The sequence below is a fragment of the Comamonas testosteroni genome (genome assembly GCF_000761245.1).
GTDB classification, from domain to species: domain Bacteria; phylum Pseudomonadota; class Gammaproteobacteria; order Burkholderiales; family Burkholderiaceae_C; genus Comamonas; species Comamonas testosteroni_C.
The window spans coordinates 471,117-492,735 of the sequence record NZ_AWOR01000001.1 but is presented as its reverse complement, the minus strand read 5'-3'; the positions used below and the strand labels follow the sequence as shown (position 1 = coordinate 492,735).

Below are 21,619 nucleotides of genomic sequence, written 5' to 3'. Positions count from 1 at the left end.
TCTTCGCTGTCATCAGGACGGATGGTCCAAATTTTTGGCATGCTCCGGCGTTGGCCACAGGCCGCGGGGACGCATGAGCATGATGACGATCATGGCCAGCGCAATCAGCAACTGGCGCAGGATGGAGGCATCCAGCCGCCCCCCCGTCATCTCCTGAAGCGGGCCAGCCACATAGCGCAGCGCCTCGGGCAAAGCGGACAGCAGCACCGCCCCCAGAATCACGCCGGGGATATGACCCAGACCGCCCAGCACCACCATGGCGACGATCATGACGGACTCCATCAGGCTGAACGACTCTGGCGAGACGAAACCCTGAAAGGCGCCGAACATGGAGCCGGCCACACCGCCAAACGATGCGCCCATGCCAAAGGCCAGCAGCTTCATGTTGCGCACATTGATGCCCATGGCCTTGGCGGCGATTTCGTCTTCCCGGATCGCCATCCAGGCACGGCCTATGCGCGAGTCCTGCAGGCGGTAGCAGATCAATACCGTGAACAGCACCAGCACCAGGAACAGGTAGTAGTACATCGTGACCGATGCCACATCAAAACCAAAAAACTCGTGGCGCTTGGCCAGGTCAAAGCCAAAGACCTTGACCGAGTCGATCTGACCAATGCCCTTGGGGCCGTTGGTAATGTTGACGGGCTGGTCCAGGTTGTTGATGAAGATGCGGATGATCTCGCCAAAGCCCAGCGTCACGATGGCCAGATAGTCCCCGCGCAGCCGCAGTACGGGAAGCCCAAGCAACACTCCCGCACAAGCCGCTATCAGCATGCCCAGCGGAATCACCAGCCAGATCGAGGTGTGCAGCCCTTCGGGGAACATGGCCGCGAACCCCTCAAAAGTCTCGGCCAGATGAGGCGATGCCATCAGCGCAAACATATAGGCGCCAACGGCATAGAAGGCCACATAGCCCAGATCGAGCAGGCCGGCATAACCCACCACGATGTTCAGACCCAGCGCCAGCATCACGTAAAGCAGGGCCAGATCGGCAATGCGCACCCAGGCGTTGCCAAAGTACTGCAGGATGAACGGCAGCACCAAAAGGCCAATGCCGCCCAGAACCCAGTGGAGTGTCTTGTTGTTTTTCATGGACAGTCCTCAGGCACGATCGGCCACACGCTCGCCCAGCAGGCCCGAGGGGCGCAGCGTCAGGATGATGATGAGCACGATGAAGGCAAAGATGTCGGTGTACTGGCTGCCCAGCACGCCCCCCGTCAGGTCGCCGATATAGCCCGAGCCGATGGACTCGATCAGCCCCAGCAGCAGGCCTCCCACCACGGCCCCGGCCAGATTGCCGATGCCGCCGAACACGGCCGCCGTAAACGCCTTCAGACCTGGCAAAAAGCCCATGGTGTGATGAGCCGTGCCGTAATTGGAGGCATACAGGATGCCCGCAATGGCCGCCAGCACTGCACCGATGATGAAGGTCGCGGAAATCACCATATCGGGCTTGACGCCCATCAGAGCTGCCACGCGCGGGTTTTCTGCCGTGGCGCGCATGGCGCGGCCTAGCTTTGTGTAATTCACCAGATACATCAGCGTGGCCAGCGCAATGGCCGTCACCGCCAGCACCAGGATCTGCGTGGGCGTAATCACGGCCGTGCCGATTTCATAAGGCGTGGACGACAGCAGCGTGGGATAAGCCTTGTAGTTAGGCTTCCAGATGATCATGGCCAGTGTCTGCAGCAGGATGGAGACACCGATGGCCGTGATCAGCGGTGCCAGACGCGGGCTGTTGCGCAGCGGCCGGTAGGCCACCTTCTCGATCACGAAGTTCAGCGATGCGGCCACCACGCAGGCGATGATGGCGGCAACCAAAAGCATGAGCCAGCCCGGCAGATAAGGCATGGCCTCCTGCATCAGGCCGATGCAGCTCCAACTGGTCAAAGCCCCCACCATCAGCACCTCGCCATGCGCGAAGTTGATCAGCTGAATGATGCCGTACACCATGGTGTAGCCCAGGGCTATCAAGGCGTACATGCTGCCTAACACCAGACCATTGATGATCTGCTGCAGCAAGATATCCATAAGCGCGCTCCCCTTCCCTCGATCCAAGACGGAGACACTGCGAGCCTCTCATCCCGAACGACGGAGCCAGCGATGCCATGGTTCCCCTTCTGCAGTCCGCCGCTTTGTGGGCCGCTTGTCGCAAAAGGGTGAATCGATTCTAGGGAGCTGTTTTCAGGACTCAGGGCCGGGGTTTCCCGTGCGCAAGCCCAAAATGCTGCAGTGCAATAATTTCATCGACAGCGCAAGTCCAATAAATACAGGCACTTAGTCATGGGTTGATACTCAATCTAGCGAAAAACCCTGAAAACACCGCAAAAAATGCAGCATTCAACTAGTGCCAGTCTTGCAACACCTGGGCAACTCGCTCTTTACAAGCCTGCCGGCTCGTCATCTGCCGCACGAGCGGCGTCGTTGAGCGCCTTGAGCTCTGCCAGTTTCTGGCCGATCTTGATTTCCAGCCCGCGCGCCACGGGCTGGTAGAAGCCCTGATCTTCCATTCCTTCAGGTAAATAGCGCTCGCCCGCCGCAAAGCCGCCCTCCTCGCTGTGGGCATAGCGGTAGTCCCGCCCATAGTCCAGCTGCTTCATCAGCTTGGTTGGTGCATTGCGCAGATGCAGCGGCACAGGCCTTGTGGTGTCGCTCTTCACAAAGGCCTTGGCCTTGTTGTAGGCCATGTAGCCGGCATTGCTCTTGGGCGCCACGGCCAGGTAGATCACGGCCTGGGCCAGCGCCAGCTCGCCCTCGGGGCTGCCCAGGCGTTCATAAGTCGCTGCGGCATCGTTGCACATCTGCATGGCACGCGGGTCGGCAAGTCCTATGTCTTCCCAGGCCATGCGCACGATGCGACGCGCCAGATAGCGCGGATCGGCCCCGCCATCCAGCATGCGGCAAAACCAGTAAAGCGCCGCATCGGGGTCCGAGCCGCGCACGGATTTGTGCAGCGCGCTGATGGTGTCGTAGAACTGCTCGCCACCCTTGTCATAGCGGCGCATACGCTCGCCCAGCACCTTGAGCAGCCAGCCATCGCTAATGCATTCCAACCCGGCCTGCTCGGCCGTGATGGACAGGGTCTCCAGCGTGTTCAGCAAGCGGCGCGCATCGCCATCAGCATAGGCAATCAAGCGCTCAAGCGCTTCATCTTCAATAGCTGGAATCGCTTTGATGGCCTGTGCCTTGGCCACAATCTGCCTTAAATCGTCAGTGGTCAGGCTTTGCAGTACGTAGACGGCCGCTCGTGAAAGCAGGGCCGAGTTGACCTCGAACGACGGGTTCTCCGTGGTCGCGCCGATGAAGGTGAACAGCCCGCTTTCCACGTGAGGCAAAAAGGCGTCTTGCTGGCTTTTGTTGAAGCGATGCACCTCGTCCACAAACACAATGGTGCGCTGCTGCAGCAGTCCGCTTCGCGCCGCCTGCGCCTGTTCCACGGCCTCGCGGATGTCCTTGACACCGCCCAGCACGGCGCTGATGGAGATGAACTGCGCATCAAAGGCATCGGCCATCAGGCGCGCAATCGTGGTCTTGCCCACCCCCGGCGGGCCCCAGAGTATGCAGCTATGCGGGCGACCCGACTCAAAGGCCAGACGCAACGGCATGCCCTCTCCTAACACATGCTGCTGGCCGATGACTTCGGCCAGAGTGTGCGGTCGCAGGCGCTCGGCCAGGGGCTGATGGGGAACGGCTGAGGAATGGGGGTTGATGTGCGTGACCATGACCCCTCAAGTATCCAACGCTCCGGGCAGTTGCGCATTCAAATGGGTTGGGGGCTGTTTGCACACCGAAGGCAGGCAATACTTATCCACCTTAACCCTTGCATCCTTATCAGAATTTTTCATAAGAGAAAATAGCGTTTTAACGGATTAAATCTCTCCATTAACGAGGCCACCCCTCGCCCCATGGAGGTACTGCCCCATCCGGCCTGCCAAAAACCAGGCCAGCCAGGCCCGGCAGCACGCTTAGATTCATTGCGGGCCGCCTCATCTGCGCCACGCAATGCCTGTGCCTGATAGGGCTACCGCCATCAGCCAGAAATCAATCGAAAGCATCCGCAACTTTCCTTGGCTCCACATTGCTCCAGGGCGTGCCAGCGCTGCACGCCTGAGCCTAAGCGTATGAAAAAACTCAAGACCTGGGACATTTTTGCCCTCGGTTTCATGACCTTTGCCCTGTTCCTCGGGGCCGGCAACATCATCTTCCCACCTATGGTGGGCCTGGCAGCCGGTGAAAACCTGCTCGGCGCCTCAACCGGCTTTCTGCTGACGGGTGTCGGTCTGCCCCTTCTCGGCGTAGTCGCTCTCGCACGCGTGGGTGGCGGTCTGGACACCTTGACCAGCCCCATCGGCCGAATTGCCGGCCTGGTGCTGGCCGTGGCCATCTATCTGACCATCGGCCCTCTGTTTGCAACGCCGCGCACGGCCACCGTATCCTTCGAGATGGGACTGGCTCCCTTTGTCGGCAACACACCAGCCATGCTGCTGGCCTTCACCATCACCTACTTTGTGGCGGTGGCGCTGCTGTCGCTCTTTCCCGGCAGGCTCATGGACAACGTGGGCAAGATCATCACGCCCGTGCTGATTCTGGCTCTTGCCGTGCTCGGCGGCTCCGCCGTGCTGGCTCCTGTGGATGGCTACAGTCTCAGCACCGAGGCCTATGCCACGCAGGCGGCCGCCTTCTCCGAAGGCTTTCTGCAGGGCTATCAGACCATGGACGCCCTGGCCTCGCTGATCTTCGGTATCGTCATCGTCAACGCGATCAAGGCGGCTGGGGTGAGCGACAGCAAGCTGCACACCCGCTACTGCATCTACGCCGGCATCATTGCCGCGACCTGCCTGGGCCTGGTCTATGTCTCGCTGATGTATCTGGGTGCCACCAACAGCGAACTGGCTGCCAACGCCACCACCGGCGTGCAGATTCTCACGGCCTTTGTACAGCAGACCTTTGGCCCCGCTGGCCTGTGGCTGCTGGCCATCGTCATCATGCTGGCCTGCCTGACCACTGGCGTAGGCCTGATTACTGCTTGCAGCAGCTTCTTCAGCGAGCTGACCGGCATCTCCTACCGCACCATGGTCATCGGCCTGTCGGTCTTCAGTGCAGTCGTGGCCAACCAGGGCCTGGCCCAGTTGATTGCCGTCGCCGTGCCAGTGCTCGTGGGGCTGTACCCCGTGGCCATCGCCCTGATCGCTCTGAGCCTGCTGCACCGCTGGAATCAGCCGGCGCGCGTCTACATTCCCGTAATGACCGTCGCCCTGATCTTTGGCCTGTTTGACGCCGCCAAGGCCGCCAAGCTTGATGCACTGGTGCCCGCCTGGCTGGACAAACTGCCCGGCGCCGCCCTGGGCATGGGCTGGGTCACCCCCGTGGTCGGCGTGCTGGTGATTGCAGGCCTGCTGGACTTCGCCATCGGCAACAAGCAAAGTGCCGCAAACGCCACACGCGCCTGATCACAGCCCCTACCAAAGCGCAGCTGGCTGCGCTCTACTCACAAGGGCTTAATCCCGACTCCTGCATAAAAAAGGCCTGCGGACACAATCCGCAGGCCTTTTTGCTGATGCGTGCCGCGATCTTTACTGCTTGAGCACGTCGGCCCCCTTGGGCACCGTGAAGTGGAAGGTCGATGCCGGCAGCGAAGCCTGGGTTTGCAGGCCCTTGAACTGCATCATCGAGCGCTGACCAAAGCTGTCCTCGATATCCAGCGCCGCCAGCTTGCCCTCGGGGGTGAAGCCTATGCGCACGCTCTTGAGCTGGCCGCCTTTCTGCCTGGGGCTGGCCAGCACCCATTCCAGGCCATCGGCGTCAGGCTGGTTGCCCAGCTCGAAATCCGCCTTCAAGGCCTTGAGGTCGGTGGCCGATGTCAGGATGGCCGCCGGTGTGCTGCCCAGCACCTGGGCCTGGGCACGCTCCGTCACCTGATTCAGGTCGGCGTCGTACAGCCACAGCGTCTTTCCGTCGGCCACGATGAGCTGCTCGAAAGGCTTGGTGTAGTTGAAACGGAACTTGCCGGGCCGCTGGAACTCGAAGCTGCCGCTGGAGACCTTGGTACGCGCCTCCTGTCCGGACTTGGGCGGCGAGGTCACGGACTGGGTGAAGTCGGCCTTGCCCGCCTGGGCATTCTTCATGAAGGACTCAAGGCTTTTCAGGCCATCAGCCATTGCAGCACCTGCGCTGCCAGCCATCAAAATTGCAATCAAAAGACGTTTCATGAATCTCCTTCTTGTGCGCGGCTCACTCGCTGCGAGCCGGAACTAGAACATCGCGCTGCCCACTGGATGTGAGCGAGCTGACCAGGCCGGCCTTTTCCATCTGCTCGAGCAGATTGGCCGAGCGGTTGTAGCCGATGCGCAGTTTGCGCTGAACATAGGAAATGCTGGCCTTGCGGTCTTTCAGCACGATTTCGACGGCCTGATCGTAGAGCTCGTCCTTTTCGCCTCCACCTTCGCCATCCTCATCGCCGCCCTCGCCGTCGACAGAGCCGCCTTCCAGGATGCCTTCGATGTAGTCGGGATCGCCCTGTTCCTTGAGATAGCTGACCACACGGTGCACCTCGTCGTCGGAGACAAAAGCACCATGCACGCGGATCGGCAGACCGGTGCCGCTGGCCATGTACAGCATGTCGCCCATGCCCAGCAGGGTCTCGGCCCCCATCTGGTCCAGCACGGTGCGGCTGTCGATCTTGCTGGAGACCTGGAAGGCAATACGGGTCGGAATATTGGCCTTGATCAGGCCGGTGATCACGTCCACGCTGGGACGCTGGGTCGCAAGAATCAGATGAATGCCGGCCGCACGCGCCTTTTGTGCGAGACGGGCGATGAGCTCTTCGATCTTCTTGCCCACCACCATCATCAGATCGGCCAGCTCGTCGATCACGATGACGATGTGCGGCAGGCGCTGCAGCGGCTCGGGCTCCTCGGGCGTCAGGCTGAAGGGGTTGGGAATCGACTCCTCGCGCGCCTTGGCCTCGTCGATCTTGCTGTTGTAGCCGGCCAGATTGCGTACACCGAGCTTGCTCATGAGTTTGTAGCGGCGCTCCATCTCAGCCACGCACCAGTTCAGGCCGTTGGCCGCCTGCTTCATGTCGGTGACCACGGGGCACAGCAGATGGGGAATGCCTTCATAGACCGACATTTCCAGCATCTTCGGGTCGATCATGAGCAGGCGCACATCGCGCGCCTCTGCCTTGTAGAGCAGAGACAGAATCATGGCGTTGATACCCACGGACTTGCCCGAGCCGGTCGTGCCGGCCACCAGCACGTGGGGCATCTTGGCCAGATCGGCCACCACGGGGTTGCCCACGATATCCTTGCCCAGTCCCATGGTCAGCAGGCTCTTGGCGTCGTGGTAGACCTGCGAGCCCAGCACCTCGGACAAACGAATCGACTGGCGCTTGGCGTTGGGCAGCTCCAGCGCCATGAAGTTCTTGCCGGGAATGGTCTCGATCACACGAATCGACACCAGAGACAGCGAACGCGCCAGGTCCTTGGCCAGATTGACGATCTGCGAGCCCTTGACGCCCGTGGCAGGCTCGATCTCGTAGCGTGTGATCACAGGGCCGGGCATGGCCGCAACCACACGCACTTCCACGCCAAAGTCCTTGAGGCGCTTTTCAATCAGCCGGCTGGTCATCTCCAGCGTCTCGGCAGACACCAGCTCCTGGCGCTGCTGGGCCTGATCCAGCAGGTCCACCTGAGGCAGCTTGCTGTCCGGATGATCGGTGAACAGCGGCTTCTGGCGCTCCTTGACCACCCGGGCGCTGGGCTGGCTCGTCTCCTGCAGCACGGGCTCGATGATCTGCACAGGCTGATGCACCGGTGTAGCGATCGCACCTTCGGTGCGGTCAAACACCACTTCCTCGCGCTCGCGGGCCGCTCTCTTGCCGACAGAGACATCCTTGGCAATTTCACGACGCTCGCGGCCAAACTGCACCATGCCGTCCAGGCGCGCGCCCAGGCCTTCGGCCAGCGCACCCCAGGAAAAGCCGAACACCATGGCAGCGCCCAGCACGAACAGGCAGATGCCGATCAGGCCCGAGCCCGCAAAGCCCAGCCATTTGAGGGCGTTGAAGCCCATCATGTAACCAAACACGCCACCGGCAGGGCCGGGCAGCAGGTTCTCGAAACGGTACAGACGCGTCCATTCCAGCGCGCAGCTGGCAACCATCAGAATGGCCAGACCGCCCCAGAACAGAAAGCGGCGGCGCCACAGCGGCATCAGCGCCAGAGGGCTGCCGTCCTTGTTCACCCCGCCACGCATCCAGCGCACCAGCGATGTCACCCAGGTCTGCACGGCGGCCAGCACCAGCCACCAGATGGACATGCCGAAGCCGAAATAGCAGGCATCGGCCAGCCAGGCACCCACACGGCCCATCCAGTTGTGCACAAACGGCCTCTGCCCGGCGCCTGAGGTGGACCAGGCTGCGTCTTGCGGCGAGTAGGTGAACATGGCCATGAGCCAGAACACCAGTGCCAGCAGGCCGATCAACAGCAAAACCTCCTGGCTGAAGCGAATCACTCCATAGCGCGGAGTCGCAGCGCGGGATTTCGATTTGCTGGAAGAAGACGCGTTCGAAGCGTTCAATGTATATGTCATACGCAGGCGCAAGCTTACCTTAGGCCCTTATCCAAGCGGTGCATTCGGCCAAGACGATCGCTCAGCGTAATGCAAGCACATGCAACAAAACTGCCATACGGTAGCCGGATTCGCTTCATCACTATCATTTTTAACAATTCCGGTGATTAAAAACAGCTGCACGCGCAGACCTTGATCCGGAGCGATACTCCCACATCTTCCCAATGTTTTCATGACCGCGCGCCGGCTGTCGGCCTGCTTTTTTCAGAGTTCCGCTCCATGTCCTCTACCAAACACGCACAAGTTCTCATCCTCGGCTCCGGCCCTGCCGGCTATACCGCAGCCGTATACGCGGCCCGTGCCAACCTCAAGCCCCTGCTGATTACCGGCATGGCCCAGGGTGGCCAGTTGATGACCACCACCGAAGTGGACAACTGGCCTGCCGACGTCATGGGAGTGCAGGGCCCCGAGCTGATGCAGCGTTTTCAGGAGCATGCCGAGCGCTTCAAGACCGAAATCGTTTTCGACCACATCAACCAGGTTGACCTCTCCAAGCGCCCCTTCACCCTGACCGGCGACAGTGGCGTCTATACCTGCGACTCGCTGATCATCGCCACCGGCGCATCGGCCAAGTACCTGGGCCTGCCCTCCGAGGAGGCCTTCATGGGTCGCGGCGTGTCCGCTTGCGCCACCTGCGACGGCTTCTTCTATCGCGAGCAGCCCGTCTGTGTGATCGGCGGCGGCAACACGGCCGTAGAAGAAGCTCTCTACCTGTCCAACATCGCCAGCAAGGTCACCCTCGTGCACCGCCGCGACAAGTTCAAGGCCGAGCCCATCCTCGTGGACAAGCTGATGGAGAAGGTCGAGGAAGGCAAGATCGAGCTCAAGACCCATTTCACCCTCGACGAAGTGCTGGGCGACCAGAGCGGCGTGACCGGCATCCGCATCAAGAGCACGCAAGACGGCCACACCGAAGAGGTCAAGCTGCAAGGCGCTTTCATCGCCATCGGCCACCACCCCAACACCGACATCTTCCAGGGTCAGCTGGAGCTGGAAAACGGATACATCATCACCCAGGGCGGTCTCAAGGGCTTTGCCACCCAGACCAGCGTGCCCGGCGTGTTTGCCGCCGGCGACTGCCAGGATCATGTCTACCGCCAGGCCATCACCAGCGCCGGCACCGGCTGCATGGCAGCCCTGGACGCCCAGCGCTTCCTGGAGCAGGAATCCTGATGACGCCAAGGCGCTTCGGCGTTTGAGCGGTTGTTAGCGCATGTTCGGCGCAAAAGCCCTTGGGTTTGGCCAGTTTTGGCCGGCACCAGGGGCTTTTTTACGAAAACGCTATAATCGCAGACTTTGCTGAATTCCAGGTTCGCGCGTTACCGTGCTTCGGGACTTCCGCAATCGGGCTACCGCCACCCATTACAAACTGGCGAGGTGAGGTTGTCGGCACCTCCTGCTCCTGCAGGATTCCAGAGCCGGCGGCCGATTCAACTATCGGAGTGTCCCAATGGCACGCGTATGTGAAGTTACGGGCAAGAAGCCCATGGTGGGCAACAATGTTTCCCACGCCAACAACAAGACCAAGCGTCGTTTCCTCCCCAACCTGCAATACCGCCGCTTCTGGGTGGAGAGCGAAAACCGTTGGGTGCGCCTGCGCGTTTCCAGCGCTGCTCTGCGCCTGATCGACAAGAACGGTATCGACTCCGTGCTCGCAGACATGCGCGCTCGTGGCCAAGCTTAATTTCCTGAAGGAGAAACACCATGGCTGCTAAAGGCGGACGCGAAAAGATCAAGCTGGCTTCCACTGCTGGTACCGGTCACTTCTACACAACGACCAAGAACAAGAAGACGATGCCTGAAAAGATGTCGATCATCAAGTTCGACCCCAAGGCTCGCAAGCACGTCGAGTACAAGGAAACCAAGCTGAAGTAATTCGGCCTGTTTCTTGAAAAACCGCCTCACGCAAGTGCAGGCGGTTTTTTTATGCCTTAGTGACGCCTGTCGTGGCGCGAGAGCCGACGCGGCCACCCTCCCTATACTTGGCACTTTGCAACGAACAGGGATGGATCACATGAATCACCGGACGCTGAGCACATTGCTTTTTTCGCTTGCCGTGTCGCCAGCCGTCTTCGGCCAGACCTTCATCTGCCCCACGGGACCCGGCCCCGGCCAGCGTCAGGTCGGCATGACAGGCGGCTCACCGGGTCTGGCCTCCGTGCCCGTCTGCGAGCAGTTCAGCTCCGCACCCGCCGCCACCCAGCGCGCCGAACCGTCGCCCGCCGATGCCCTGGGCGGTCTGGCGCGCAGCCAGATAGAGCTGCTGCGCGAGGGGCAGGAGCTGATCAAGGAAGGACAGAGAATTGCACAAGACCCGCAGTATCAGAAACTGCGCAAGGGCTACTGGATGTTTTCGCATGACGAGAAAAACCCGCGTTCGGGTCTTGGATGTGCGGCGATTTTTGGCAGCATGTCCGGTGCCGTTCAGCTTTCCGGACCCACGGCCAAGCACAACGGTGCACTGCTGACCTTTCTGGGCATGGAAATTCCCCAGCCCGCCAGCCCGCGCAAGATCAGAACCACGCTGACCCAGAACCAGGACCGGCCCCAGGAGGTCGGCGCCATCAACTACACCATGTCCAGTGGCAAATGGGGAGCCATCGTCTACGCGCTGGGCGGCCCCGAAGCACTGGTCAAGGAGCTTGGGGAAGAGGAAGAAGCCCGCTTCAAGGTCTCCGTGGAAGGCAAGGAAGTGATCAGCACCTTCTACAAGGAAGGCGGCAAGGCCCGTGAATTCCTGAGCAAGTGCATGGCCGGTCAGCCGACGAAATAAAGGACCCCGGCCAGCGCTAGCTGCGCGGATTCTGTCCCAGCTGCCGGCAGGCCATCGCGCCCAGATCCTGCATCGCCCTCTCCATGAGTTCGTCGACCGGATGGGTGCAGGCCAGCCGCATGCAGTGCTCATACCTGCCGGAGTTGGAGAACATGCTACCCGGCGCAATACGTATGCCGCGCGCCAGGGCTGCCGTGAACAGGTCCGACGTGGACATCTGCGCGGGGAACTCCAGCCACAGACACAGGCCGCCGCTTGGCAGACTCATGCGCGTGCCCAGCGGAAAATGGCGTGCCACCAGTCTGGCCATGGCCTCGCGCTGTCGCTTGAGTTGCTGCCTGAGCTTTTCCAGGCTGCGCTGATGAGTGGGTGAGCCCAGTACCTCGGCCACCACCAGCTGTCCCAGCGTCTGGGTATTGCGGCTTTGCGCAAATTTCAGCATCTGGATGCGGCCATGCCATTGGCCGCCATTCATCCAGCCCTGGCGCAGGCCCGGCGCCAGACTTTTGTTGAAGGCCTGGCAATAGATCACATGCCCGGAGACACTGTCCCAGGCCTTGAGCGGCTTCACTGGCAGCCCTTCGACAAACAGCCCGTAGGAGTCATCCTCTATCAGCGCCGCCCCATGGGTCGCGCACAGGGCCACAAGCCTGGCCTTTTTCTCGTCCGGCATGCGCGCGCCCAGGGGCATTTGCAGATCCGGCACCACCACCACGGCCTTCAGGCGCGGCTGGGTCTGAAAGGCCAGCTCCAGCGCCTCGATGGACATGCCCGAGCGCGGGCTGCAGGGGATCTCCAGCGTTTGCAGCTGCAAGGACTCCACCACCTGCAGCAGGCCGTAATAGGTTGGCGATTCGACGGCCACCATATCCCCGGGGGATGCCACGGCAGCCAGCGCCAGACTCACTGCTTCGGAATTGCCGGTAGTGGCCAGCACATCGGCAGGCGCCACACGGATACCGGAGGCCAGCGCCCGCTTGGCCATGGCCTGCTGAAACAGCGGGTGGTTGCCCTGATTGGCAAGCAAAGAGCGCCCCTGCGAGAGCAGCGTCGGATGCTCGCGCAGCAGCCTGGTGACGGTCTTGTTCAGATAGTGATGATCGAACAAGGAGGCAGGCGGCGTGCAGCCACCGATGTCCATATAGACCTCGGCCTGGCGGCCTCGCTCGAGCAGCAGGGATATATGCTCGTTGATGCCCACGAAATGCGCGTGCGCACTGGGAGCCAGCGGCTGGCTCAGGTCGGGCTCGCTGGTCAGAGGGATTCCACCCGCCCTCGTCGCGCGCACGAAGTAGCCCACGCGGGGTCTGGCCTCCAGACAGCCCTGCGCTTCCAGAAAACGCAGCACCTGCAAGGCGGTCGAGAGGCTGATGTCATGCCGCGCCATCAGCTCGCGCACCGACGGCATGCGCTCCCCGGGTTTCAGGCTTCCCAGCTCTATGGCTGCGCTGTAGTGCGCGGCCAGCCGTTGGTACAGCGGCAGCAGCACATCGCTTGTCGCATCATCGACAGGCTGTGATTCGGAGGTGGTGGAAGTCAGCATGATGACAAAAACGCAGGACCGGGCAGGCATCATGCCAGCAAGCGCTGTTCTGCAACAGATACAGATTTTCAGCAAACATACCGGAACAGATGCACAGCAATCTACGCTGCTACGCCTGCACACTACGCTTGCTGTGCCTGTTCTGCCAAGCCGTGCTTGCCTACGCTTGAGGGCCTGAATCACAGACCTCTAGCCACCATGTCACAGCCGGACTTCACCCCGAAAACACATAGCCTCAACAGCAGCCAAGCCGCATCGCTGCTGTTTGAACCAGGCAGCGAACTGTTCTGCCAGCAAGGGCCGCTGCGTCTGGCCATCGGGCCGCTGAGCTTTACCGACAATCACTTCGGCCAGGTCATGGTGCTGCAAACCGGGCAAAGCTGGCGCTGCCCCAGTCGCACCTGGGTGCAGTTGAGCACGCCGGCAGGCGCGGTCTGGATTCAATATCCGGCGGCACGGATACAGCAAAGCCGCCCCCGCCCGAGCAGGGCAGCGAAGCGGCTTGAAGAGGAAAAAGGCCTGAGCTTCGCGCTTGCCAGACTCTGGCAGCAGCTTGGCAAGCTCGGCCTCAGACGTGGGCAGCGCGCAGCTTGACGGAGAAATCCTTGAGTGCCGCAATGCCGCTGGCCTCGGCCCGCTGGCACCAGGCCTGCAGCTGGCCGGTCAGCTGCTCGCGGCTCAGGCTGGTGTTGAGCCACAGCTGACGCAGCTCTTCGCGCATGACCAGCATCTGGTCAATCACCGGGTGCGCAGCACGCGCCTGCGCCAACTGCCCCTGGGCACGCTCGGGCACCTTGTCGGCATCGCGGTGCAGCCAGCGCTGCACGCCCTTGAGCAGGGAAACATCCGACTTCTGCGCCTGCTTTTGCTTGAGCAGATCCAGCTCGTGCTGAACCGCCGTGCGCACGCCGCGCGCATAACGGGCCATGACCTCGTAGCGATTGGCAATGATGGCTTCCAGCGTCAGCTCGTCGGCCACAGGCTTGACGGCGCCCATGCGCAGACGCGGCGGGGTCTTCTTGACCTTGGCCCAGCCCAGCTTCTGCATGAGGCTGATATAGAACCAGCCGATATCGAACTCGTAGGGCTTGACGGAGAACTTGGCCGAAGTGGGAAAGGTATGGTGGTTGTTGTGCAGCTCTTCGCCGCCAATGATGAGACCCCAGGGCACCAGATTGGTGGAGGCATCCGTCGCTTCGTAGTTGCGATAGCCCCAGAAATGCCCCACGCCGTTGACCACACCCGCAGCCCAGAATGGAATCCAGACCATCTGCACGGCCCAGATCGACAGGCCGATCACGCCGAACAGCGCCACATTCAGGATGAGCATCAGCGAGGGGCCCATTACCGAATGGCGGTAGATGTTGCGCTCCATCCAGTCGTCGGGCGTGCCGTGACCGTATTTCTTGAGCGTTTCCTCGTTCCTGGCCTCGGCGCGGTACAGCTCGGCACCTTCGCGCATCACCTTGGCCAGGCCGCGCGTCTGCGGGCTGTGCGGGTCATCCGCGGTCTCGCACTTGGCGTGGTGCTTGCGGTGGATGGCCACCCATTCCTTGGTCACCATGCCCGTGCCCAGCCAGAGCCAGAAGCGGAAGAAATGCGAGGGAATAGGCCCCAGATCCAGCGCCCGATGGGCCTGGCTGCGGTGCAGATAGATCGTGACGCCCGCAATCGTGAAGTGGGTGGTGATCAGGGTGTAGAGCAGCAGCTGCCACCACGACAGATCCCACAGACCATTGGCCATCCAATCCACGACGGCATTCCAGATCAAGCCGATATCCAGCGACATAAATAACAAAGCCTTTGGCAAAAAACCGCGCCCACCCGATAAGCACGGTCGTGCCATTTTAGGTGAGCCGCCGACCGGTCTGCTGTCGATTCCCCGACAGCAGATACCGGATTTGCACCGAAGTTACGCCTTTTTCACCCAAACAGCCGCGAAAAACCCGTCTGTCTCGTGCTGATGCGGCCACAGACGCAGATAGCGCCGGCCCTCTTCACCACCGCTGCAAAGCTTGTCGCCGTCGGCAATCTTGAGCTGCTCCAGCACCTCGCCCGCGTCCAGCGGCACGAATTCGGGGTGAGCGGCGCTGAAGGCTTCGGCAATGGCTTCGTTTTCCTCTGGCAGGATGGAGCAGGTGGCATAGATCAGACGGCCGCCGGCCTTGACCAGACGGGCGCTGCTTTCCAGGATGGCCGCCTGCTTCTGTGTCAGCTCCTGCACCGCCTTGACGCTCTGGCGCCACTTGAGGTCGGGATTGCGGCGCAGCGTACCCAGGCCCGAGCAGGGCGCATCGACCAGCACGCGGTCGATCTTGCCGGCCAGGCGCTTGACGCGCTCATCGCGCTCATGGGCAATCGCAGCAGGGTGGACATTCGAGAGACCCGAACGTGCCAGACGGGGCTTGAGCGCATCGAGACGATGGCCCGATACGTCGAAGGCATACAGGCGGCCGGTGTTGCGCATGGCAGCACCGATGGCCAGGGTCTTGCCGCCGGCACCGGCGCAAAAGTCCACCACCATTTCGCCGCGCTTGGCGTCCAGCATCAGTGCCAGCAGTTGCGAGCCTTCGTCTTGCACCTCGATGGCGCCGCGGTTGAAGGCATCGACCTTGGCCAGCGCGGGTTTGCCGTCCACACGCAGACCGATGGGCGAGAACGGTGTGGGCTCGGCTTTGATGCCGGCTTTTTCCAGCTCCTTGCGCACATCGGAGCGCTTGTCGTTGAGCGTGTTGACGCGCAGATCCAGAGGAGCGGCCTGCTCCATGCTGGCCGCCAGTGCCCAGAATCCATCGCCCAGCTGGGCCTTGAGCGGCTCGACCAGCCATTCGGGCAGATTGTGGCGATGGGCCTCCATCAGCTCTTCGGGCTTGATGCCGTCGCAGGCAGCCAGCCACTTGAGTTCCTGAGGGTTCAGAGCGGCCTTGATGAAGGTTTCGCTGTCCTGGCCGTCCTTGTTCTTGACCTTGCCCTCCTTCTTGGCCTGCTCGCGCAGCACGGCGGCAAAGCCCAGGATGGCCAGGCGGCGCTCACGCGCGCCGCTGCCCGAGTGCGCCAGCGCTTCGAACAACAGCTTCTTGCGCAGCACGGTGTAAGTGGTTTCAGCCAGAGTGGCGCGCTCGCGCGGGCCCAGGTAACGGTTTTCGCGGAAAAAGCGGGACACCACGGCATCGGCCGGGTGTTCAAATGTCATGGCGCGCTTGACGAGTTCAGAGCAAGCGTCGAGAAGCTGTTTGGGATGCATGGGCGCAATTGTCCCACTGCCCGCATATCCATATGACGCCCTCTGGCTGCCTGCAGCTGCACTATTGAAATCATAGCTTCCAGCGCAATATCTGCCTTACTCTTCAATTCAAAACATATTGAATATCAATGAATACAAGCGGTATAAGCTATTATTTTAGAAGCAACCAAGTCAACAAGGAGGCGCCAAGGAGTGAGTCTCTTGCTTGAGACTGCTTTGCGTAAGCCATGTCTAGCCAGCAAAGGCGCGCAGATACACGGGTCTGACGCCCTGGCGTGCCATGTCGTCGCGCGTTGAGGCTTGCTGCACCCGCATGACGTAGAGCTTGCCTGGCAGCTCCAGACGGTCATGAATCTGCTCCCCCAGCGCGTCGCCTCCCTCCTCTGCCAGCCCGTCCATCTCGGCCAGCAGCAGGAAGACGGGCCGGCTGCGAATGGTGTCCAGCTGCTTGCGCACCAGCCAGGCCTGGGATACCGCGCGGAAATTTCGCAGCTCGGCCTCGACCTCTGAAATCTCGAAATCCGTCAGCCCATGCGGCAGCAGAGCGCTCAGCAAAGGCGTCTGCATCAGCTCTTCGGAAAACCGGTCTTCCAGCTCGCTGGTCTGCCTGACCCGCTCGCGCCACAGCTTGAGCGCCTGGACCGGTTCGCCCTCCAGCCCTATCTGCTGACGGGACTCCAGCAGCTCCACCGCAAAATTGCTGGCCCACCAGCGATATTCCACATGCAGATCGAACAGGCGCTCCAGCATGTCAAGCTGCACATCGCCCATGTCCGGCGGCAACACGTCAACCATGCCTGCCAGCGCCTTGGCGTTGTCGGGTTCGCGGCGCAGCACCTCCTGATACAGCGTCCTGACTTCGGCATGGGGGTCCAGCCTCAGCATGAGATGCACGCGCAGCAGCAGGTCGGCCACGGACTGGTAGCCCTCGCCGCCGAGCTGAGCCAGCATGCGCTCGCTGCGCGCCAGGCGGGCGTGATGCTCCTTCCAGGCGCTGGCGTTTTCCAGACACCACTGCTTGTCAAAGCTCTTGAGCCATTCGCCAAGCTTGCGCGGGTTGAGCAAGGCCAGCGCACCGCCCGCCGACCATTGCTGCGGCAGTTGCGGGCGCTCGCCGGTCAGCGCATCCACGCGCTCCCTGAGCACCGGGTGGGTATCTTCCAGGCCGGACTTGAGGCGCAGGCTGGCCTTGAGCGCCTGGCGCGCAAACGCCGGCTTGACGGGCTGCGCCAGCCAATACTTCATGGCGCTGTACGGTCCCATGGGCACTGGCTGCTTGCGAGCCGAGCGCCAGTGCAGCGGCCAGAATTTCTGCTGAAGCCATTGCTGGCGCAGGTCGATTTCCACCAGCGCATCGGCCATGACGGCCTGGCCCAGCAGGCCGGCTGCGGCCTTGTCGGCCTCGTACTCGTCCTGGCGCGCCATGGCAAAGGTCCTGGCCAGAAAGCGCGGGAAATACCAGTGCAGGAACCTGCGCGTGGCAAACGAGGCCACGCCGGAGTCACCTTGCATGCCTTCGTACAGCCGGGTCCAGCTCAGCCGCGTGCGGTAGACCCAGGCACCGAACTTGCCATGCCCGCCGCGCAGATGGCCGTATTCATGGGCCAGCACGGCCAGCAAACGGTTTCTGTCCTGAGCCATCATCAGCGGCAAGCCCAGACTCAGCTCATTGCGCACGCCACCCAACACACCCCAGCGCGGCACCTGGCGAATGCTGGCATTGAAGTCCTGGGTCAGATAAACGGCATCGATCCCGGGGCCTGCCATCTTGCGGCGAATGCGCTCCAGTGCCTCGAACAAGGCCGGGGCATCCTCGGGCATCAGAACAATGCCCTCGGCCTTGTCCACCTTGAGCCACAGCGCGCGCAGGCTGTTCCAGAACAGGCTCAGGCTGGCAATGGCCGTCATGATCCAGACAAAGCGCCACTGCCCGGCCAGCAGATGCGAGCCGGCCCAGAGCAGCAGGCACAGCGCCAGGGCCAGGCAACCCAGCACCCAGGCATAGCCCAGTGCGGCAAACAAGGCCACGCTGCGCCTGTATGCATGACTGTTTTCGGCGCTGGCAAGCTCGCTGACGCGCACCAGATGCACATAATCTGCCTGTTCCATGGCGCTGCCCTGCCTCCCCGATCGAATACTTTGGCAGGATTTTCACACGCCGCCAGACTCCAGCCCCTTCACTGCCCTCAACGTTTCAGCATCCTCATGAGCAACTCCGAACTTCCCCCGTTGATCACCACCACGCCCGGTCTGTACGAGCATTACAAAGGCATGCGCTACGAGGTGGTGGGCACCGTGCGCCACAGCGAAACACTGGAGCCCATGACGCTGTACCGCGCCCTGTACGGCGAGCGCGGCCTGTGGGTGCGCCCTGCCGCCATGTTCAACGAGACCGTGGTGATTGATGGCGTGGAGCAGCCACGCTTTCGCCGCTTGCCCGCAGAGCAGCAGAAATCTGAATGAAACAGGCTGCAGCGCTTATGTGTCAAGCGCTGACAGCTATCAAACCTGCATCAACCCTTGAGCAGATTGAGCACCGCGCGCGGGTAAATGATGTGCTCCTGCACCAGCACCCGCGCCGCCAGCAGCTCGGCCGTGTCACCAGGCAGCACGGGCACGGCAGCCTGATCGAGGATGGGGCCCACATCGAGTTCGGCCGTCACGCGGTGCACGGTGCAGCCCGCAAACCTGCAGCCCGCATCGATGGCACGCTGATGGGTGTGCAAGCCCGTGAACGCCGGCAGCAGCGAGGGATGGATATTGACCATGCGCCCCTCGTAATGCGAGACAAAGCCCGGTGTGAGAATGCGCATGAAGCCGGCCAGCACCACCAGATCCGGAGAATGACGGTCAATGACCTGGGCCAGCTCGGCATCAAAGGCCTCGCGGCTGTCGAACTGCTTGTGATCCAGCACCTCGGTGGCAATGCCGTTGTCGCGCGCAAAGACCAGGCCCTTGGCATCGGCCTTGTTGCTGATGACGGCCGCAACCCTGGCGTTGTACTGCTTTGCCCAGTTCTGCTGCTGGGATGCACGCACAATGGCAGCCATGTTCGAGCCGCCGCCCGAGATGAGGATCACGATGTTTTTCATGGGCGGCGATTGTCGCATTGACGGACAAACCCTATCGGGTTTGCACCAGTTCCTGTGCGCTGCCCTAAGACTTTCGAGGAGATCCCATGCCGTTTGACCCACGCAACACCCCTTTGAGCGCCATCGAGGCCCGCGTTCTGGCCACGCTGATGGAAAAGGCCCGTACCGTGCCCGACAGTTATCCGCTCACGCTCAACAGCCTGGTCACGGGCTGCAACCAGAAGTCCAGCCGCGACCCGGTGATGGAGGTCAGCGAGGGCGAAGCCCAGGAAGCGCTGGACAGCCTGCGCCTGAAGACCCTGAGCGTGCAGATCAGCAGCGTGCGCTCCACGCGCTGGGAGCACAACTTCCCGCGCGGCATTGGCGTGCCCGACCAGTCGGCAGTGCTGCTGGCCCTGCTGATGCTGCGCGGCCCCCAGACCTCTGGCGAGCTGCGCATCAACTCCGAGCGCTGGCACCGCTTTGCCGATATCTCCTCGGTCGAGGCCTTTCTCGACGAACTGCGCGAACGCAGCGAGGAAAAAGGCGGCCCGCTAGTCGTGCAGCTGCCGCGCGCCCCCGGCGCACGCGAACAGCGCTGGGCCCACCTGCTTTGCGGCCCGGTGGATATCAACGCACTGGCAAGCACCAGCAGCGCCAGCACAGGCGGCAATGCATCTGCCCTGCAGCAGCGTGTGGATGCGCTCGAAGCCGAAGTCGCCCAACTGCGCGCCACCGTGCAGATGCTGTGCGAATCGCTGGGCGTGGAGCCGCCTGCTGCCACAGCGGAATAAATCCACATAGAAATTGATAGCTGCCAGCGTTTATCCAATAAGCCCTGGCGGCCTATTTCAATCAAGATCCAAAGTTCACAGTCACCAAAACGGGCGCCCCCCGACCAGAGACGGCCAGAGACGGCCAAGCAAGGGCCGTCCACAGCGAGGCTGCCGCCCCCCCGCTCAGGGGGGCTCATCCCTGGGGTTTCCCGCGCTTTGTCGCAACCCGGACAGCCAGAAAAAGAACGTGCGTGCTACAAATCTCCAGCATTTGCAGGAGACAACGCATGGACTTGGCATTCACCCCTGAAGAACAGGCTTTTCGCGAAGAGATCCGTAGCTGGGTGCGGGCAAATCTGCCCGAGGATATTGCGCGCAAAGTGCGCAACGATCTGCACCTGACGCGCGAGGACATGCAGCGCTGGGCCAAGATTCTGGGCAAAAAAGGCTGGCTCGGCTACGGCTGGCCCAAGGAATTCGGCGGCCCCGGCTGGAGCGCCGTACAAAAGCATTTGTTCGAGGAAGAATGCGCACTCGCCGGCACGCCGCGCATCGTGCCCTTCGGCCCCGTGATGGTGGCGCCGGTCATCATGGCCTATGGCACACCGGAGCAGCACCGGCGCTTTCTGCCCGGCATCGCCAGCGGCGAAGTCTGGTGGAGCCAGGGCTATTCCGAACCGGGCTCGGGCTCGGACCTGGCCAGTGTCAAGACCCGCGCCGAACGCGTGGGAGACAAATACATCGTCAACGGCCAGAAAACCTGGACCACGCTGGGCCAGTACGGCGAGTGGATCTTCTGCCTGGTGCGCACCAGCAACGAGGGCAAGCCCCAGACCGGCATCAGTTTCCTGCTGATCGACATGAAGTCGCCCGGCGTGACCGTGCGCCCCATCAAGCTGCTGGACGGCTCGCACGAGGTCAACGAGGTCTTTTTCGACAATGTGCAAGTGCCTGCCGACCAGTTGATCGGCGAGGAAAACAAGGGCTGGACCTATGCCAAGCACCTGCTCAGCCACGAGCGCACGAATATCGCCGATGTGAACCGCGCCAAGCGCGAGCTGGAGCGCCTCAAGCGCATCGCCAAGACCGAAGGCGTCTGGGAAGACCAGCGCTTCCGTGATCAGATCGCCCTGCTGGAGATCGATGTGATCGCGCTGGAAATGTTGGTGCTGCGCGTGCTCTCGGCCATGAAGTCGGGCAAGAACCCGCTGGACATCGCCGGCCTGCTCAAGATCAAGGGCAGCGAGATCCAGCAGCGCTACTCCGAGCTGATGATGCTGGCCGCTGGCCCTTATGCCCTGCCCTATATCCAGGAAGCCATGGAAGCCGGCTACCAGGGCGACTTTCCCGGCAACGTGCTGGGCAACGCGCCGCTGGCCGCGACCTATTTCAATATGCGCAAGACCACCATCTATGGAGGCTCCAACGAGGTGCAGCGAAACATCGTCGCGCAGACGGTGCTGGGCTGATTCGGAACTGGCGGCAGCGCGGATATTTCGCTTGCGCGAACCCGCACTGCTCCCCCGTGCCCCCTCCGGGAGGGGGTTCTTGCTAAAGCTTCGCTGAATGTGATGGTGCGCA

At 61.9% G+C, this 21,619-nt stretch carries 19 protein-coding genes; 9 read left to right on the top strand and 10 right to left on the bottom strand.

The annotated features are described in order from the left end of the window. Positions 1 to 12: 12 nt before the first annotated feature. The 3 genes from P353_RS02220 to P353_RS02210 form a co-directional block, all read right to left on the bottom strand. Positions 13 to 1,092 carry an ABC transporter permease subunit gene (locus tag P353_RS02220; protein WP_034364712.1) on the bottom strand — a complete coding sequence of 360 codons (1,080 nt, stop codon included), beginning with the start codon at positions 1,090 to 1,092 and terminating at the stop codon, positions 13 to 15. A 9-nt stretch (positions 1,093 to 1,101) separates the two neighbouring features. After that, complete coding sequence (locus P353_RS02215; RefSeq protein WP_034364709.1) at positions 1,102 to 2,031, bottom strand: branched-chain amino acid ABC transporter permease; 930 nt, start codon at positions 2,029 to 2,031, stop codon at positions 1,102 to 1,104. Positions 2,032 to 2,381: 350 nt separating this feature from the next. Beyond that, positions 2,382 to 3,722, bottom strand: a complete 1,341-nt coding sequence (locus P353_RS02210; RefSeq protein ID WP_034364707.1) for a replication-associated recombination protein A — start codon at positions 3,720 to 3,722, stop codon at positions 2,382 to 2,384. 399 nt (positions 3,723 to 4,121) lie between these two features. Here P353_RS02210 and brnQ point away from each other — a divergent pair, with 399 nt between their 5' ends. After that, positions 4,122 to 5,450 carry a branched-chain amino acid transport system II carrier protein gene (brnQ, locus tag P353_RS02205; RefSeq protein ID WP_034364704.1) on the top strand — a complete coding sequence of 443 codons (1,329 nt, stop codon included), beginning with the start codon at positions 4,122 to 4,124 and terminating at the stop codon, positions 5,448 to 5,450. A gap of 123 nt (positions 5,451 to 5,573) precedes the next feature. On the opposite strand, the gene lolA is transcribed toward brnQ, so the two are convergent. Then, complete coding sequence (gene lolA, locus P353_RS02200) at positions 5,574 to 6,209, bottom strand: outer membrane lipoprotein chaperone LolA (protein WP_034364701.1); 636 nt, start codon at positions 6,207 to 6,209, stop codon at positions 5,574 to 5,576. A 22-nt stretch (positions 6,210 to 6,231) separates the two neighbouring features. Then, complete coding sequence (locus tag P353_RS02195; protein ID WP_034364699.1) at positions 6,232 to 8,592, bottom strand: DNA translocase FtsK; 2,361 nt, start codon at positions 8,590 to 8,592, stop codon at positions 6,232 to 6,234. Positions 8,593 to 8,850: 258 nt separating this feature from the next. Here P353_RS02195 and trxB point away from each other — a divergent pair, with 258 nt between their 5' ends. The 4 genes from trxB to P353_RS02175 all read left to right on the top strand — a co-directional run bounded on the left by trxB (position 8,851) and on the right by P353_RS02175 (position 11,404). After that, positions 8,851 to 9,804 carry a thioredoxin-disulfide reductase gene (gene trxB / locus P353_RS02190; protein WP_003067867.1) on the top strand — a complete coding sequence of 318 codons (954 nt, stop codon included), beginning with the start codon at positions 8,851 to 8,853 and terminating at the stop codon, positions 9,802 to 9,804. 277 nt (positions 9,805 to 10,081) lie between these two features. Beyond that, on the top strand, positions 10,082 to 10,315 hold the full coding sequence (rpmB, locus tag P353_RS02185) for a 50S ribosomal protein L28 (RefSeq protein ID WP_003058229.1): 234 nt from the start codon (positions 10,082 to 10,084) through the stop codon (positions 10,313 to 10,315). 20 nt (positions 10,316 to 10,335) lie between these two features. Then, complete coding sequence (gene rpmG / locus P353_RS02180; protein ID WP_003058233.1) at positions 10,336 to 10,506, top strand: 50S ribosomal protein L33; 171 nt, start codon at positions 10,336 to 10,338, stop codon at positions 10,504 to 10,506. Between the two features lie 139 nt (positions 10,507 to 10,645). After that, entirely contained in the window at positions 10,646 to 11,404 is a 759-nt protein-coding gene (locus tag P353_RS02175; RefSeq protein ID WP_034365434.1) for a hypothetical protein, read from the top strand. Between the two features lie 16 nt (positions 11,405 to 11,420). Here P353_RS02175 and P353_RS02170 read toward each other — a convergent pair whose 3' ends face one another. Further along, positions 11,421 to 12,947, bottom strand: coding sequence for a PLP-dependent aminotransferase family protein (locus P353_RS02170; protein ID WP_232776196.1), 1,527 nt, complete (start codon positions 12,945 to 12,947; stop codon positions 11,421 to 11,423). Between the two features lie 198 nt (positions 12,948 to 13,145). Here P353_RS02170 and P353_RS02165 point away from each other — a divergent pair, with 198 nt between their 5' ends. Next, the gene (locus tag P353_RS02165) at positions 13,146 to 13,541 is read left to right on the top strand and encodes a hypothetical protein (RefSeq protein ID WP_034364696.1); all 396 of its coding nucleotides are present in this window, start codon (positions 13,146 to 13,148) and stop codon (positions 13,539 to 13,541) included. Here P353_RS02165 and P353_RS02160 read toward each other — a convergent pair. The 3 genes from P353_RS02160 to P353_RS02150 all read right to left on the bottom strand — a co-directional run bounded on the left by P353_RS02160 (position 13,516) and on the right by P353_RS02150 (position 18,300). Beyond that, positions 13,516 to 14,736: a fatty acid desaturase gene (locus P353_RS02160; protein WP_034364693.1), complete on the bottom strand. Its 1,221-nt coding sequence runs from the start codon at positions 14,734 to 14,736 to the stop codon at positions 13,516 to 13,518. The genes P353_RS02165 and P353_RS02160 overlap by 26 nt on opposite strands. A gap of 123 nt (positions 14,737 to 14,859) precedes the next feature. Next, positions 14,860 to 16,191 (bottom strand): RsmB/NOP family class I SAM-dependent RNA methyltransferase, encoded by a 1,332-nt coding sequence (locus P353_RS02155; RefSeq protein WP_034364690.1) that lies wholly within the window; start codon positions 16,189 to 16,191, stop codon positions 14,860 to 14,862. Positions 16,192 to 16,422: 231 nt separating this feature from the next. Beyond that, positions 16,423 to 18,300 (bottom strand): M48 family metallopeptidase, encoded by a 1,878-nt coding sequence (locus P353_RS02150; RefSeq protein WP_034364687.1) that lies wholly within the window; start codon positions 18,298 to 18,300, stop codon positions 16,423 to 16,425. A gap of 96 nt (positions 18,301 to 18,396) precedes the next feature. Between P353_RS02150 and P353_RS02145 the strand changes: the two genes are divergently transcribed. Next, positions 18,397 to 18,654, top strand: a complete 258-nt coding sequence (locus P353_RS02145; RefSeq protein WP_034364684.1) for a DUF1653 domain-containing protein — start codon at positions 18,397 to 18,399, stop codon at positions 18,652 to 18,654. A 50-nt stretch (positions 18,655 to 18,704) separates the two neighbouring features. Here the strand turns inward: P353_RS02145 and purN are convergent, their stop codons facing one another. Further along, complete coding sequence (gene purN / locus P353_RS02140) at positions 18,705 to 19,283, bottom strand: phosphoribosylglycinamide formyltransferase (RefSeq protein ID WP_034364681.1); 579 nt, start codon at positions 19,281 to 19,283, stop codon at positions 18,705 to 18,707. An 86-nt stretch (positions 19,284 to 19,369) separates the two neighbouring features. Here purN and P353_RS02135 point away from each other — a divergent pair, with 86 nt between their 5' ends. Beyond that, a complete protein-coding gene (locus tag P353_RS02135) occupies positions 19,370 to 20,056 on the top strand; it encodes a YceH family protein (protein WP_034364680.1) in 687 nt (228 codons plus the stop codon). A 269-nt stretch (positions 20,057 to 20,325) separates the two neighbouring features. Continuing rightward, a complete protein-coding gene (locus tag P353_RS02130; protein WP_034364677.1) occupies positions 20,326 to 21,507 on the top strand; it encodes an acyl-CoA dehydrogenase family protein in 1,182 nt (393 codons plus the stop codon). Positions 21,508 to 21,619 lie beyond the last annotated feature (112 nt).